Genomic DNA, 13,706 nt, shown 5'->3' on the forward strand with positions numbered 1-13,706 from the left:
AAGCCGTGGCACGCTCGGGAGATGACCCGCCAGGAGGAGGCGCCCGCCACGTTCGTCGACGCCGACCTGCGCGGCGCCCGCTTCGTCCGCGCCGACCTGTCCGGAGCGGTCATGCGGGGCGTGGACGTCCAGGGCGCCGACATCGACGCGCCGTGGCTGGCCGAGGCCGGCGGCTCGCTGATCGTCAACGGTGTCGACGTCGCCCCGCTGGTCGAGGCCGAGCTCGACCGCCGCCACCCCGGCCGGGCGCTGCGCCGGGCAAGCGACCCCGACGGGCTGCGCGCCGCCTGGGCCGCGGTCGAGCGCACCTGGGCGGGCACCCTCGCGCGCGTCGAGGCGATGCCGCCCGCCGCCGCCGACGCCTCGGTCGACGGCGAGTGGTCCTTCGCCCAGACCCTGCGGCACCTGGTCATGGCCACCGACACCTGGCTCGGCCGCGGCGTCCTCGGCCGCACCCTCGCCGAGGCGACGCACCCGCTCGGCGTGCCCAACGCGGAGTACGCCACCGACGGGTACGACACCTCCGTCTTCACCACGCGCACGCCCTCGTGGGCCGAGGTGCTCGAGGCGCGCGGCGACCGGGTCGCGATGGTCCGCGGCTTCCTCGCCGACCTCACCGCCGAGCGGCTCGCGGTGCCGTGCGAGCACCCGTGGGGGCCCGGCAGGCAGGTCTCGACCCTCCACTGCCTGCACGTGGTCCTCACCGAGGAGTGGCAGCACCACCGGTACGCCGTGCGCGACCTCGATGCCCTCGACCTCCCCCACCGGCCGGACCACGACCCGGCGATCTAGACCGGGCCGTACCCCGGGGCGCCCCGCTCGTTGTCCCGCCGTCAGGACCCGACACCCGCTCCCGGAGCGCCCATGGACGACCGAGCACCCGCCGCGCAGCCGCCGGCCGGGCCGCGCGTCGAGCCGGCGCGCCCCGACGACCGCGGGCGCGTCGCCCGGTTGGTCGAGGCGGTCGTGGCCGACGACCCGTCGGTCGCGCCCGAGGTCGCCGCCGGGTCGGTGCGCGCCGCCCAGTGGCTCCAGCGCGAGCGGCCGGCGTGGTCGGGCGTGGCCGTGCTCGACGACGACGGCGTCCGCCACGTCGTGGGGTACGTCGCCACCTCGGCCGGCCCCCGCCGTGCCCACCGGCTGCTGGTCCACCCCGCGCACCGCGACCCCGCCCTGGCAGCCGCTCTGCTGGCGGCCGCGGACGCCGCGGTCCCCGACCTGCCGGCTCCCGTCGTCGCGCCCTCGCCTCTTCCGCCCGCGCCTCGTCCGCCCGCGCCGGCCGCCCCGGCCACCGTCGTCGCGACGACGCCCGTCCGCTGGCGCGACCGGCTCCTCGAGCCGGCCGGGGCGGTGGCGATCCTCGCGGCGGGCGTCGTCGCGCTGCTGGCCGTCCAGGTCGGCACCGGCCCGCTCTCCGACGTCGTCCCGTTCCTCGACCGGGACCGCGGCAAGCCTGCCGCCCAGGCCGGCCCCCCGCCCGACTCCCGACCCGCGCCCCCGGCCGGACCCCGACCGTCGGCCGGCCCCGCGGCCGTCCCGGTCCCCGGCGCGGTGCTCACCCCCACGGCTCCCCCGGCCGGCCCGCCCGCCCCGCCCGCCCCGCCCGCGACAGGAGACGAGGCCCCCGGCGCCGGGACACCGCCACCCGCCCCCGGCCCGCAGCCGCCGCCCGGCCCCGACCCAGGTCCCACCCCGGGCAGCGGTCGCGGACCGACCTCGGCGCTCCTCGACTCCGTCGTGACCGAGCTCGTCGAGGTCCTCGACGCGGCCACCAGCGGCACGGTCGCTCCCGTCACCGGCACCGTCCGCAACGTCCTCGACGCCACGACCGACCTGCTCGACGGCGCCCTCGGCCTGCTGGTCCCGCCCCGCCCCTGACGACCCGCGGCCTCCACCCCGATTCGCGGGATAGTCCGCCACGTACGCGCCCTTTCCGGTCGCTCGGGCGATAGTCCGACACACCTGCGCCCTTGGGACGCCCCGAAAGGGCGCAGGTGTGCCGGACTATCCCGCCAGACACGACCCCCGGCAGGCTTCGTCTCGGCCCGACCGGGATAGAACCGGACCATGCAGCGACGAGACGTGCCCCGGCCGCGCCGCGTGGACGGCGCCCTGACCACCACCTACGTGCTGGCCGCGCTCGCGGTGGTGGCGATGATCGTCTTCCTCGGCTCGAGCTTCGCGCTCGCGTTCGGCGAGGGCCGCGCCGTCTGGGCGATGCTGGTCGCCGGGCCGCTCACGATCGTCCTCCTGGTGGCCGGCATCGTCGTGTCCCCCTTCACGCGCGGACGGCGCCGGCCCAGCTGAGCCCGCACCCGAGACCGGCGAACCAGACCGGGCCGGGCGGCGTCACACCCGGCATGCGCACCCCCCGACACCTCGCCCGAGCCATCGCCGTCGCCGCCGCCCTCGCGACCATCCCGCCGGTGGCGGCGGCGTACCCCACCTCCCCGCCGGCTGCACAGCAGCAGACACAGCAGGAGGCGAGGCAGCAGGCACCCCTCCCCCGGGCGGTGAGCCTCGTCGGCACCGACCTGCGGCTGAGCGGCGGCCAGTCGATCCGCCTCCCCCGGGCCGCCGGCAGGGCCCCGGTCCTGCTCGGGACCGTGCGGAAGGGGTGGGTGGTCGCCAGCGGGAGCACGTTCCGCCTGGTCCGGCCGAACGGCACGGTCCGCACCATCAAGGGCCGGGACCAGATCAACCTCTACGTCTCGGAGTCGCTCTCCGACGACGGCCGCCGGATCGTCTCGGCGGCCCTCGACCAGGGCGACACCTTCAACGTCCGCGTCGTCGACCTGCACGGGAAGGTCGTCTACCGCGACTGGTTCGAGGGGCTGCTGGTCGAGGTCATGGACGCCGACGACGGCGAGGTGTACGTCGGCGGCCGGAACGGACTGTTCGTGCTCGACGAGGCGACCGCGTCGAAGACCCGCGTGCTGCGCCGCCCGACGGCCCTGGTCGACCTCGAGCACGACGTCGTCTTCGTGGGCACCCGCAAGCGACCGTGGCGTACCGGCCCGACCAGCCTGGCCGCCCCGGGGACGCCGCGCTGGCGGAGCACCGCGACACCGGTGGCGGTCTCCCCCGGCGGCAGCTACGTCCTCAGCGACGACGGCACCGTCCGCGCGCTGGACGACGGCCGCCTCGTGCGTCGCGTCCCGACGGCGGGGCCCCGGGACGGCGGGGCGTTCGAGTTCCTGGGCTGGGCCTCGGACCGCCGGGTGCTCGTCGAGACCACCGCCGGGAAGCGCCGCCTCCTCACCTCCTGCCCCGTCCCCCGCGGCATCTGCCGCGTGGTCGGATCGACCCGGGGCCGCGTCTCGCTGCCGACGAGCCACGCGGGGCCCTTCCTCCAGCCGTGACCCGGCCCCCGCAAGCCCACCGGACGCTCAGCTCCGGTCGAGCGGCTCCAGCATCGCGAACGGCACGGTCAGCACCTGGCCGCGCACCCGCAGGTGGAAGCGGGTGCGCCCGCGCTTGAGCACGGTCCCGACCACGCCCTGGTAGCGACCGGCGGCCACGATCCGGGCCCGCTGGCCCACCCTCGGCGCGGGGGCCGGCGCACCGGCGGCGGACCGCCCCGGGTCGGGGGCGTCGAGGATGCGGCGCAGCGCGGCGTCGTACGCCTCGCCCATCGGCACCACCGTGCCCCGATGGGTCCAGGTCAGCAGGTGCTCGCGGCTGAACGTCCGCGAGCAGCGGGTGCACGAGCCCGGCCGGGTCGGGCGGCGGTGCCGGGTGATCCGGTGGCCACCCGGGCAGGTGCCGACCCAGTCGCCCTCGATGGCCGGCGCGTCCGGGTCGGAGCAGCGGCGGCCCGAGCAGCCGATCCGCACCGCGGTCGCGCGCCACACGGCGTCGTGCCCGTGCCGCGGGCCGACCAGCGCGTGGGCGACCTCGTGCAGCACGGTGTCGCGGACCTCCGCCTCGTCGTGCAGCGCGGTGAGCGGCCCGCTCAGCCCGATCTGGCGCTGCGCCGGACGGCAGATGCCGGCGCGCCGCTTGGCCCGGTCGAAGACCACGGTCCAGTCGCGCAGGCCGTGCTCGTCGAGCAGCCCCCGCGCCATCCGCGCCGCCTCGTCCAGGTCCACGGCGAGGACCCTAGGCCGCCCCACCGACAGCCGGCGACAGCGGTGCGACAACGGTGCGGACGGCGGTGCGGGCAGCGGTGAGCACAGCGCCGCGTCGTACGCTCCCGACGTGTCGATCACTCCCCCGGACCCGACCCTCGAGGCCGCCGCCCGCGAGCGGCTCGCCGGCCTGGCGACCCCCGCCGGGGCCCTCGGCCGCGCGGGCGAGCTCGGCGTACGGCTCAGCGCGATGCTCGGCGCCGTCCCCCCGCCCGAGCTCACCGACGTGCGGCTCGTGGTCTTCGCCGGTGACCACGGCGTCGCGGCCCACGGCGTCTCGGCCTACCCCGCGGCGGTGACCCCCGCGATGGTCCGCTCGCTGCACGCCGGCACCGCGGGCGTCTCGGCCCTCGCCTGCGCCCACGACGTCGGCGTGCGCGTGCTCGACATCGCCGTCGACGACGACCTCGACGGCCTCCCCGCCGAGGTCGTCGCGCACAAGGTCCGCCGCGGCAGCGGCGCCATCCACCTCGAGGACGCCCTCACCGCCGAGGAGGTACGCCGCGCGCTCGAGGTCGGCCGCGCGGTCGCCGCCGAGGAGGTCGCCGCGGGCGCCCAGGTGCTGATCAGCGGCGACCTCGGCATCGGCAACACCACCCCGGCCGCCGCGCTGGTCGCCGCCGCGCTCGGCCTGCCCGCCGAGGACGTCGTCGGCCGCGGCACCGGTGTCGACGACGCCGGGCTGGCCCGCAAGACCGAGGTCGTCGCCCAGGCACTGCGCCGCGCCGGCGACCGCACCGCCGACCCGGTGGACACGCTCGCGGCGCTGGCCAGCGCCGACCTCGCCGCGACGACCGGGTTCGTCCTGGGCGCCGTCGAGGCCGGGGTGCCGGTGGTCCTCGACGGGCTGATGTCGGTGGCCTGCGCGCTGACCGCCGAGCGGATCGCGCCCGGCGCGGCCGCGTGGTACGTCGCCGGCCACCGCTCCACCGAGCCGGCCCAGTCCCTGGCACTGGAGAAGCTCGGCCTCGACCCCCTCCTCGACCTCGGCCTGCGCCTGGGCGAGGGCAGCGGCGCGGTGGCCGCCGTGCCGGTGCTGCGCAGCGCCGTGGCCCTGCTGCGCGACGTCGCCCTGCTCAGCGACCTGCTCCCCGGCTGAGGTGGGCCCGCTCCTCGACGCGTGGCGGCTCGCGGTCGGCACGCTGACCGCCGTGCCGGTCGCCCCGCCGCGCACCGTCGACGCCCGCACCGCGGGCCGTGCCATGCTGCTCGCGCCGCTCGCGGCCGCCCCGCTCGCGCTGGTCGTCGCGGGCATCGGGCTGGTCGGCCCCGAAGTCGGCCTCACCCCGCTGGTCACCGCCGTGCTGGCGATCGCCGGCCTGGTCGCCGGCAGCCGCGCGCTGCACCTCGACGGCCTCGCCGACACCGCCGACGGCCTCACCGCCTCCTACGACCGCCGCCGCTCGCTGGAGGTGATGAAGTCCGGCGCCGCCGGCCCGGCCGGCGTGGCCGCCGTCGTCCTGGTCCTCCTGCTCCAGGTCACCGCGCTGACCTCCGTGCTCCGCCAGGACCACGGCTGGCTGGTCGCCGGGGTGCTCGTCTGCCTCTCCCGCTGCTCGCTGGCCCTGGCCTGCACCCGCGGCGTGCCCGGCGCCCGCCCCGACGGCCTCGGCGCGACGTACGTCGGCTCCGTCCGCCCCCTCGCCACCGTCTCGATCTGGCTCGGCTCGGCCCTGGTCGCGGCGCTCCTCGCCGGGCTGCCCGGCCTGCTCGCGGTCCTCGCCGCGGCGGCCGCGGTGGTGCTCCTCCTGCGCCGCGCCGTCACCCGCTTCGGCGGCGTCACCGGCGACGTGTTCGGCGCGGCCGTCGAGCTCTCGCTGGCCGCCCTGCTCGTCGTCGCCTCCGCCTGATCCCCGCCCCGTACCCCCACCGGCCACCCCCGCGACGCCCGCAAACCCCTCAGAGCGGGTCCGGCAGCCGCAACACCCGCCCGGCGACGACGAGGTGCACCTCGTCGCAGGCAGCGCCGACCCGCTGGTTGACCGTGCCGAGCAGGTCGCGGAAGAGCCGGCCCGAGCGGTGGGCCGGCACGACGCCGAGGCCGACCTCGTTGGTCACGAGCACGACGCCGACGGGAGCGGCGACCAGCGCGGCCACGACCGGCTCCAGCTCGCCCAGGACGACCGCATGGACCTCGTCGGCCGGGGCCTCCCAGAGAGCGGCGGCGTCGACGACAGCGGTCAGCCAGGTGCCGATGCAATCGATGAGCACCGGCGCGGTGGCCGAGCCGAGCACCGAGGCCAGGTCGCGCGTCTCGTGGGTGGTCCACGACGCGGGCCGGCGCGAGCGGTGCGCCGCGACGCGGGCGGCCCAGTCGGCGTCGTCGGCGGTCGGGACCGGTCCCGGGGCGACGTAGTCGACGGAAACGTCCCCCGCGAGCAGCCGCTCGGCGTGGGTGGACTTCCCCGAGCGGACCCCGCCGGTCACCAGCACCTTCGCGGACCCGAGCACGACAGCAGCCTAGCGAGCCGATGATCGGACGCCCAACCTCTTGCTAGGACGTCCAACCAAATGGCAGAGTGCTGGTGTGAGCACCTCAGCACTGGATCCCGAGGAGCGCCGGGCGATCGTCGAGGCGGTCCGCGACTTCACCGAGGCGCGGATCGCGCCGAACGCCGTGGCCTGGGACCAGGACCACCACTTCCCCGTCGACGTGCTCGCCGAGGCCGGCGGCCTCGGCCTGGGCGCGATCTACGCCAAGGAGGACGTCGGCGGCTCCGGCCTCGGCCGCAGCGAGGCGGTCCTCATCTTCGAGGAGCTCTCCCGCGGTGACGTCGCCGTGGCGGCGTACATCTCCATCCACAACATGGCCGTGTGGATGATCGACACCTTCGGCGACCACGAGCAGCGCGCCCGCTGGGTGCCGCACCTGGCCGGCATGGAGAACCTCGCCAGCTACTGCCTCACCGAGCCCGACGCCGGCTCCGACGCCGGCAACCTGCGCACCACCGCGCGCCGCGAGGGCGACGAGTGGGTGCTGAGCGGCACCAAGCAGTTCATCTCCGGCGCCGGCGCCTCGAGCGTGTACGTCGTCATGGCCCGCACCGGCGGCCCCGGCCCCAAGGGCATCAGCGCCTTCATCGTGCCCGCGGAGTCCGAGGGCCTCTCCTTCGGTGCTGAGGAGCAGAAGATGGGCTGGCACGCCCAGCCCACCCGCCAGGTGGTCATGGACGGCGTCCGCGTCCCGGCGGCGAACCTCCTCGGCGAGGAGGGCCAGGGCTTCGCGATCGCCATGCGCGGCCTCAACGGCGGCCGGCTCAACATCGCCGCCTGCTCCCTCGGCGGCGCCCAGTGGGCGGTGGACCGCGCGGCCGAGCACCTGCGCACCCGCCAGGCCTTCGGCGGCCCGCTCACCGACCAGCAGGGCCTCGTCTTCGCCCTCGCCGACGCCCACATCGAGCTCCAGGCGGCGCGCACCATGCTCCACGACGCCGCCGCCCGCCTCGACGCCGGCGACCCCGACGCCGCGGTGATCGTGGCCGGCGCCAAGCGCTTCGTCACCGACGCCGGCTGGAAGGCCGCCAACACCGCACTGCAGCTCCACGGCGGCTACGGCTACCTTGCCGAGTACGGCATCGAGAAGGTCGTCCGCGACCTCCGTGTCCACCAGATCCTCGAAGGGACCAACGAGATCATGCGAGTCATCGTGGGCCGCGCGCTCACCCAGGGAACGGCATGAGCGACCAGCAGCAGGACGCACCTGCCGTCGTCGTCTCGACAACCGGCCGGCTCGGCCGCCTCGAGCTCAACCGCCCCCGGGCCATCAACGCGCTCAACCACGAGATGGTCGGGCTGCTCCAGGAGGCGCTGGACGCCTGGCGCGAGGACGACGCCGTCCGCACCGTGCTGCTCACCGGCCGCGGCGAGCGCGGCCTGTGCGCCGGCGGCGACATCGTGTCGATCTGGAAGGACGCGAAGGCCGGCACCCACGGGTCCGCGCGGTTCTGGTCCGACGAGTACGTCCTGAACCACGCGATCAAGACCTACCCCAAGCCGTACGTCGCCGTGATGGACGGCATCGTGCTCGGCGGCGGCATCGGCGTCTCGGCCCACGCCAGCCACCGCGTCGTCACCGAGCGCTCCTCCCTGGGCATGCCCGAGACCGGCATCGGCTTCGTGCCGGACGTCGGCGGCACCTGGCTGCTCTCCCACGCGCCCGGCGAGCTCGGCACCCACCTCGGGCTGACCGCCGGCTCGGTCGGCCCGGGCGACGCGATCGCCCTGGGCCTGGCCGACCACTTCGTGCCCTCCGAGCGCCTCGAGGAGCTGGCCCGCCGCCTCGCCGAGGAGGACCCGGACGCGGTGCTGGCCGACCTCGCCGAGACCCCGCCCGAGGCGTCGCTCCCGGCCCAGCGCTCCTGGATCGACGAGTGCTACGCCGGCGACGACGCCGCCGCGATCCTGGCCCGCCTGCGCGAGCACCCCTCCCCCGAGGCCCAGCAGGCGGCGAGGACGCTCGCGAAGCGCTCGCCGTTCGCGGTCACCACCACCCTGCGCGCCCTGCGCGAGGCGGCCGGCCTGGCCGACCTCGGCGCGGCGCTGGCGATGGAGCTGCGGCTGACCGTCCGCTTCCTCGACGTCCCCGACTTCGTCGAGGGCGTGCGCGCCCAGGTCATCGACAAGGACCGCAACCCGCAGTGGCAGCCGGCCTCGCTCGACGAGGTCGACCCCGCCGCCGTCGCCGCCCTCTTCGAGCCGCTGCCCACCGGCGAGCTCGCGCTCCCCACCACCACCGGAGGTCCCGCATGAGCACCACCCCCGTCGCCTTCATCGGCCTGGGCAACATGGGCGGCCCGATGGCCGCGAACCTGGTCAAGGCCGGGCACCCGGTCACCGGCTTCGACGTCGGCCAGGAGGCCTGCGACAAGGCCCGCGAGGCCGGCGTGGACGTCAAGGCCACCGCCGCCGAGGCGGTCCAGGGCGCGGCGGCCGTCGTCACCATGCTCCCCAACGGCGCCCTCCTCCTCCAGGTGTACGACGAGGTGCTCGCCGCGGCCGCGCCCGGCACGCTCTTCGTCGACTGCTCCACGGTGGCCGTCTCCGACGCGCGGACCGCGGCCGACCTGGCCGTCGCCGCCGGGCACCGCGCCGCGGACGCCCCGGTCTCCGGCGGCGTCGGCGGCGCCGAGGCCGGCTCGCTGACCTTCATGCTCGGCTGCGACGACGCCCTGGTCGAGGAGACCAGCGCGCTGCTCGAGCCGATGGCCGGCCGCGTCGTCCACTGCGGCGCCTCGGGCGCCGGCCAGGCCGCGAAGATCTGCAACAACATGGTCCTCGGCGCCTCGATGATCGCGATCTCCGAGGCGTTCGTGCTCGGCGAGAAGCTCGGCCTGACCCACCAGGCGTTCTTCGACGTGGCCTCCACCGCCTCGGGCCAGTGCTGGGCGCTGACCACCAACTGCCCCGTCCCCGGCCCGGTGCCGACCAGCCCCGCCAACCGCGACTGGAAGCCCGGCTTCGCCGGCGCGCTCATGGCCAAGGACCTCGGCCTGGCCCGCCGCGCCCTCGAGGAGTCCGGCACCGACGCCGCCGTCGGGACGCTCGCCGAGGAGATCTATCGTCGGTTCGCCGACGAGGGCGGCGCCGGCCTCGACTTCTCCGCCATCGTCAACACCATCCGGGAGCGCTCGGCCGCCACGGCCGGGTGACCCGACCAGACCCGCGACCAGACCCGCGACCAGACCCGCACCGCTGAGGAGCCCCATGTCGTCGTACGAGACCATCCAGGTGACCCGCGAGGGCCGCGTCGGGACGATCACCCTCGACCGGCCGAAGGCGCTCAACGCCCTCAACGCCCAGCTGATGACGGAGGTCGTCGCCGCGGCCGAGGAGCTCGACGCCGACCGCGGCATCGGCGCGATCGTCGTGACCGGCTCCGAGCGGGCCTTCGCGGCCGGCGCGGACATCAAGGAGATGGCCGCGCAGTCCTACGCCGACATGGCGCTCGGCGACTGGTTCGCCGCCTGGGACCGGTTCGCGAACCTCCGCACCCCGGTCATCGCGGGCGTCTCGGGCCACGCGCTCGGCGGCGGCTGCGAGCTGGCGATGATGTGCGACCTGGTCATCGCCGCGGAGTCCGCGCGCTTCGGGCAGCCCGAGATCAACCTCGGCGTCTTCCCCGGCATCGGCGGCACCCAGCGGCTGACCCGCGCGGTCGGCAAGGCGGTGGCGATGGACCTCATCCTCACCGGCCGCACGATGACCGCCCAGGAGGCGCTCGCCGTCGGCCTGGTCTCCCGCGTCGTGCCGACCGAGGAGCTGCTCCAGCAGGTCGCCGAGGTCGCCGCGACCATCGCCGAGAAGTCCCTCCCGGTGCTCTACGCCACCAAGGAGGCCGTCAACCGCGCCTTCGAGACCACCCTGGCCGAGGGCGTGAAGTTCGAGCGCCGCACCTTCCACGCGACGTTCGCGCTCGAGGACCGCACCGAGGGCATGGGCGCCTTCGTCGAGAAGCGCACGGCCGAGTTCAAGCACCGCTGACGTCGGCACCGCTCCCACCGGGCCGCAGGTAGGCCGCCACCGCGGCGGCGACCTGCGGCCCGTGCGTCAGCGGCACCATGTGGGCGCCCACCGGCAGCGTCTCGGTCCGCGATCCCGCGGGCGCGGCCGCGACGAGCCGCTCGGCCCAGTCCGCCGGGCAGATCCGGTCGTGCGGCCCGCGCAGCACCAGCACCGGGCAGCGGACGCCGCCGAGCGTGCGCTGCAGGTCGTCGTGGCGCGCGGCCTCCATCGTGCGTACGCCGTGGAGCGGGCCGGTCCGCGCATAGCTCCACGCGAGCACCGGCAGCTGCCTCGGCGGCTCGTGGCCGGCCGTCCGCAGCCACCGCCCGAGCAGCGCCGGCCACGACCTCGCCCGCGGGTCGGTGCTCGGGCCGACGAGCACCAGCCCCACGACCCGGTCCGCGGCGAGGGCGGCGGCGTGGGCCGCGACCTGGGCGCCGGCCGAGTGCCCCAGCAGCACGACCGGCCCGTCGGCCGCCTCGAGCCGGTCGACCAACGCGCGGCCGAGCGCCGCTGGAGCGACCTCCTCCCCGCGACGTCGCCGGACGCCGTACCCCGGCAGCAGCACGGTGCGTGAGGGTCGCCCGAGCGCCTCGAGCGTCGGCTCCCACGCTGTCGGGCGCAGGCCGAGGCCGGGCACGGCGACCAGCGTCGGCCCGGGCTCAGAGCGCGAAGTCACCACGCCCGGCCCGGAACCGGCTCAGCACCTCCACGAGCGCAGCCACGTCCTCCGCGGACAGCCCGATCGTCTCGAAGACCTCCGCGTTGAGCACCGCGGTCGCCTCCTCCACCAGCCGCTCCCCCGACCCGGTCAGCACGAGCACCACCGAGCGCCCGTCCTTGGGGTTCGCGACCCGCTCGACGTGACCGTCCTCCGCCAGTCGCGCCGCGAGGCTGGTCAACGACGTCGGGTGGACCTGGAGGCGCTGACCGGCGCGGCGCATGGTCATCCGCTGCTCGGTGGCGAACGACAGCAGCCGCAGCAGCTCGAAGCGCGCGAAGGTCAGCCCGAAGGGCCGCAGCAGGCCGTCGATCTGGGTGAGCAGCAGCTGCTGGGCGCGCATGATCGAGGTGACCGCGGCCATGCCGGGCGCGGCGTCGTCCCACCCGTGCGCCACCCACTGGCGCCGGGCCTCGGCGATGGGGTCGCGGCCGGGCGTCGCGGGGCTGTTCATCGGCGCCGAGCCTAGAACAGGTCGGCCGGCCGCTGGGTGACTTCGGCCCCTCCGTCGACGTAGAGCACCTGCCCGGTCACGTGGGTGTTGTCCTCCGAGACGAGGAAGGCGAGCACCCGCGCGATCGCCTCGGGCGGCGCGTAGCCGTTGAGCGGCATCGGCACCGCGGCGTCCATGACCTCGCGCATGGCGTCGTCCTCGAACAGGCCGGTGGTCATCGGGGTCAGCACGACGCCCGGCGCGACCACGTTGAGCGCGATGCCGGCGTCCGCCCAGCCGGGCGAGATCGCCGTACGCCGCGCCCACTCCGCCAGCGCCGCCTTGGTCGAGGGGTAGATCGAGTGCGGTCGGCCGCCGTCGGTCAGCTCGACGGCCCGGGCGACCGCCGCCTCCTCGTCGCCCTCGAGGCAGGCCAGCCGGGTCCGCTCGTCGTTGCGCATCGTCCCGGAGATCGACCCCAGCACGGCGACCCGCGGCGCGGGCGAGCCGGCGAGCAGCGGCCGCAGCCCCTCGGCGACCTCGACGGTCCCGAAGTAGTTGATCCGCACCATCAGCGGGCTCGGCTCGGCGACCCCGGCGCAGGTGACCAGCGCGTCGACCCGGCCCTCGGTGAGCTGCTTGACGGCGGCGACCGCCGCGGCCCGGCCCGCGGCCGTCGCGAGGTCGGCCAGCACCTCGGCGTCGCGCAGGTCGACGCCCACGACCTCCTCGCCCCGCTCGCGGAGCTGGTCGGCGAGCGCTCGACCGATCCCGGAGGCGCTGCCGGTGATGACGGTACGACGGGGCATCATGCCCTCCCTGGTCCTTGGGTGACCTTCGACGGTAGCAGCGTCGTGATCGTCCCGTGACCGTCTCGTGACCCCCGGTGACCTGGTCGTTTGGCCGGGGCCTCGCGGCGGAGGACTCCGGTCAGCGGGACCTCGCCGGTGGTGCGAACCGCACCCCGTGCCCGACGGCCCGGGTAGTTCGCCCCACCCTTACGGGCCATTTGCCCCTGCCCTGGTTTCGGTTCCAAACCCTCGGGTAGGGGGCTTCCATGACGACGAGTGCTGTACCGCTGGGCCGACGACCGAAGGACCTTCGTCGCAAGGCCGAGACCGCCCGCCTCTTCGACGAGGCGGCCGCCACCACCAGCGAGGTCGAGCGCGAGCGCATCCACGAGGAGATCGTCCTCCTCAACATCGAGGTCGCTCGCACCCTCGCCTCCCGCTTCCGCAACCGCGGCGTCCCGCTCGAGGACCTCGAGCAGGTCGCCCTCCTCACCCTCGTGCGCATCGTCCCGAAGTTCGACGCCAGCAAGGACCGCGACTTCCTCGCGTACGCCGTCCCCTCCATCCGGGGCGACCTGAAGCGCTACTTCCGTGACTTCGGCTGGATGGTCCGCCCGCCGCGGCGCGTCCAGGAGATCCAGTCCGAGGTCGTGGCCGCCCACCAGCGCGCCCGCGAGTCCGGCGAGCCCGCCTCCCCGGAGAAGATCGCCGAGCAGCTCGATCTCAAGCCGTCCGAGGTCCAGGCCGCGCTCATGGCCGACGGCTGCTTCCAGCCGCTCTCCCTCGACGTGCCGGTCTCCCCCGACCACGGCCGGGGCTCGCTCGGCGACACCCTGAGCGACGACGACCCGGGCGGCGAGCGCGCCGCGGAGGCGCGGGCGATGCTGACCCCGCTCATGCGCGAGCTCAGCGAGCGCGACCGCCGCATCCTGCACCTGCGCTTCGCCGAGGACTGCACCCAGCAGGAGATCGCCGACCAGCTCGGCGTGACCCAGATGCAGGTCTCCCGGCTGCTCAGCCGGATCCTCGGCACCCTCCGCGAGGGCATCGGCGAGCTGGACCCCAGCGCCGTCTGACCCGACACCCCGCACGCACACGCACCGCGGCCCGCCACTCCTCCTCGGGGTGGC

At 75.9% G+C, this 13,706-nt stretch carries 16 protein-coding genes; 11 read left to right on the forward strand and 5 right to left on the reverse strand.

Annotated elements, in window-relative coordinates; all coding sequences use genetic code 11:
• Positions 1 to 21 precede the first annotated feature (21 nt).
• The 4 genes from HPC71_RS13750 (at position 22) to HPC71_RS13765 (ending at position 3,362) form a co-directional block, all read left to right on the forward strand.
• Entirely contained in the window at positions 22 to 792 is a 771-nt protein-coding gene (locus HPC71_RS13750; RefSeq protein WP_154616329.1) for a DinB family protein, read from the forward strand.
• A 72-nt stretch (positions 793 to 864) separates the two neighbouring features.
• Positions 865 to 1,878 carry a GNAT family N-acetyltransferase gene (locus HPC71_RS13755; RefSeq protein WP_154616328.1) on the forward strand — a complete coding sequence of 338 codons (1,014 nt, stop codon included), beginning with the start codon at positions 865 to 867 and terminating at the stop codon, positions 1,876 to 1,878.
• A gap of 189 nt (positions 1,879 to 2,067) precedes the next feature.
• Positions 2,068 to 2,307 carry a hypothetical protein gene (locus HPC71_RS13760; RefSeq protein WP_154616327.1) on the forward strand — a complete coding sequence of 80 codons (240 nt, stop codon included), beginning with the start codon at positions 2,068 to 2,070 and terminating at the stop codon, positions 2,305 to 2,307.
• A 53-nt stretch (positions 2,308 to 2,360) separates the two neighbouring features.
• Entirely contained in the window at positions 2,361 to 3,362 is a 1,002-nt protein-coding gene (locus HPC71_RS13765) for a hypothetical protein (protein ID WP_154616326.1), read from the forward strand.
• 27 nt (positions 3,363 to 3,389) lie between these two features.
• Here the strand turns inward: HPC71_RS13765 and HPC71_RS13770 are convergent, their stop codons facing one another.
• Complete coding sequence (locus HPC71_RS13770; protein WP_171896798.1) at positions 3,390 to 4,091, reverse strand: SprT-like domain-containing protein; 702 nt, start codon at positions 4,089 to 4,091, stop codon at positions 3,390 to 3,392.
• Positions 4,092 to 4,200: 109 nt separating this feature from the next.
• Here HPC71_RS13770 and cobT point away from each other — a divergent pair, with 109 nt between their 5' ends.
• Together cobT and cobS are read left to right on the forward strand one after the other, a co-directional pair.
• A complete protein-coding gene (gene cobT, locus HPC71_RS13775) occupies positions 4,201 to 5,229 on the forward strand; it encodes a nicotinate-nucleotide--dimethylbenzimidazole phosphoribosyltransferase (protein WP_253943717.1) in 1,029 nt (342 codons plus the stop codon).
• Between the two features lies 1 nt (position 5,230).
• A complete protein-coding gene (cobS, locus tag HPC71_RS13780; protein ID WP_171896799.1) occupies positions 5,231 to 5,980 on the forward strand; it encodes an adenosylcobinamide-GDP ribazoletransferase in 750 nt (249 codons plus the stop codon).
• A gap of 49 nt (positions 5,981 to 6,029) precedes the next feature.
• Here the strand turns inward: cobS and HPC71_RS13785 are convergent, their stop codons facing one another.
• Positions 6,030 to 6,581 carry a bifunctional adenosylcobinamide kinase/adenosylcobinamide-phosphate guanylyltransferase gene (locus HPC71_RS13785; protein WP_216656419.1) on the reverse strand — a complete coding sequence of 184 codons (552 nt, stop codon included), beginning with the start codon at positions 6,579 to 6,581 and terminating at the stop codon, positions 6,030 to 6,032.
• 76 nt (positions 6,582 to 6,657) lie between these two features.
• Here HPC71_RS13785 and HPC71_RS13790 point away from each other — a divergent pair, with 76 nt between their 5' ends.
• From HPC71_RS13790 to HPC71_RS13805, 4 genes are read left to right on the forward strand one after another with little or no spacing between them, the layout of a single operon-like run.
• Complete coding sequence (locus HPC71_RS13790) at positions 6,658 to 7,809, forward strand: acyl-CoA dehydrogenase family protein (protein ID WP_171896800.1); 1,152 nt, start codon at positions 6,658 to 6,660, stop codon at positions 7,807 to 7,809.
• Positions 7,806 to 8,879, forward strand: a complete 1,074-nt coding sequence (locus HPC71_RS13795; RefSeq protein ID WP_154616323.1) for an enoyl-CoA hydratase/isomerase family protein — start codon at positions 7,806 to 7,808, stop codon at positions 8,877 to 8,879. Before HPC71_RS13790 ends, HPC71_RS13795 begins: the two co-directional genes overlap by 4 nt.
• Complete coding sequence (gene mmsB / locus HPC71_RS13800; RefSeq protein ID WP_154616322.1) at positions 8,876 to 9,778, forward strand: 3-hydroxyisobutyrate dehydrogenase; 903 nt, start codon at positions 8,876 to 8,878, stop codon at positions 9,776 to 9,778. Before HPC71_RS13795 ends, mmsB begins: the two co-directional genes overlap by 4 nt.
• A 55-nt stretch (positions 9,779 to 9,833) precedes the next feature.
• Positions 9,834 to 10,610: an enoyl-CoA hydratase gene (locus HPC71_RS13805; RefSeq protein WP_154616321.1), complete on the forward strand. Its 777-nt coding sequence runs from the start codon at positions 9,834 to 9,836 to the stop codon at positions 10,608 to 10,610.
• On the opposite strand, the gene HPC71_RS13810 is transcribed toward HPC71_RS13805, so the two are convergent.
• Genes HPC71_RS13810 through HPC71_RS13820 form a run of 3 tightly spaced genes read right to left on the reverse strand, consistent with a single transcriptional unit; the run spans position 10,597 to position 12,594 of the window.
• Entirely contained in the window at positions 10,597 to 11,271 is a 675-nt protein-coding gene (locus tag HPC71_RS13810) for an alpha/beta fold hydrolase (RefSeq protein WP_171896801.1), read from the reverse strand. The genes HPC71_RS13805 and HPC71_RS13810 overlap by 14 nt on opposite strands.
• 22 nt (positions 11,272 to 11,293) lie before the next feature.
• On the reverse strand, positions 11,294 to 11,806 hold the full coding sequence (locus HPC71_RS13815) for a MarR family winged helix-turn-helix transcriptional regulator (RefSeq protein WP_154616319.1): 513 nt from the start codon (positions 11,804 to 11,806) through the stop codon (positions 11,294 to 11,296).
• A gap of 11 nt (positions 11,807 to 11,817) precedes the next feature.
• Positions 11,818 to 12,594, reverse strand: coding sequence for an SDR family oxidoreductase (locus HPC71_RS13820; RefSeq protein ID WP_154616318.1), 777 nt, complete (start codon positions 12,592 to 12,594; stop codon positions 11,818 to 11,820).
• Positions 12,595 to 12,842: 248 nt separating this feature from the next.
• Between HPC71_RS13820 and HPC71_RS13825 the strand changes: the two genes are divergently transcribed.
• A complete protein-coding gene (locus HPC71_RS13825) occupies positions 12,843 to 13,652 on the forward strand; it encodes a sigma-70 family RNA polymerase sigma factor (RefSeq protein ID WP_154616317.1) in 810 nt (269 codons plus the stop codon).
• The last annotated feature ends 54 nt before the right edge of the window (positions 13,653 to 13,706 follow it).

It is taken from the genome of Nocardioides marmotae, from assembly GCF_013177455.1.
Taxonomy (GTDB): Bacteria; Actinomycetota; Actinomycetes; order Propionibacteriales; family Nocardioidaceae; genus Nocardioides; species Nocardioides marmotae.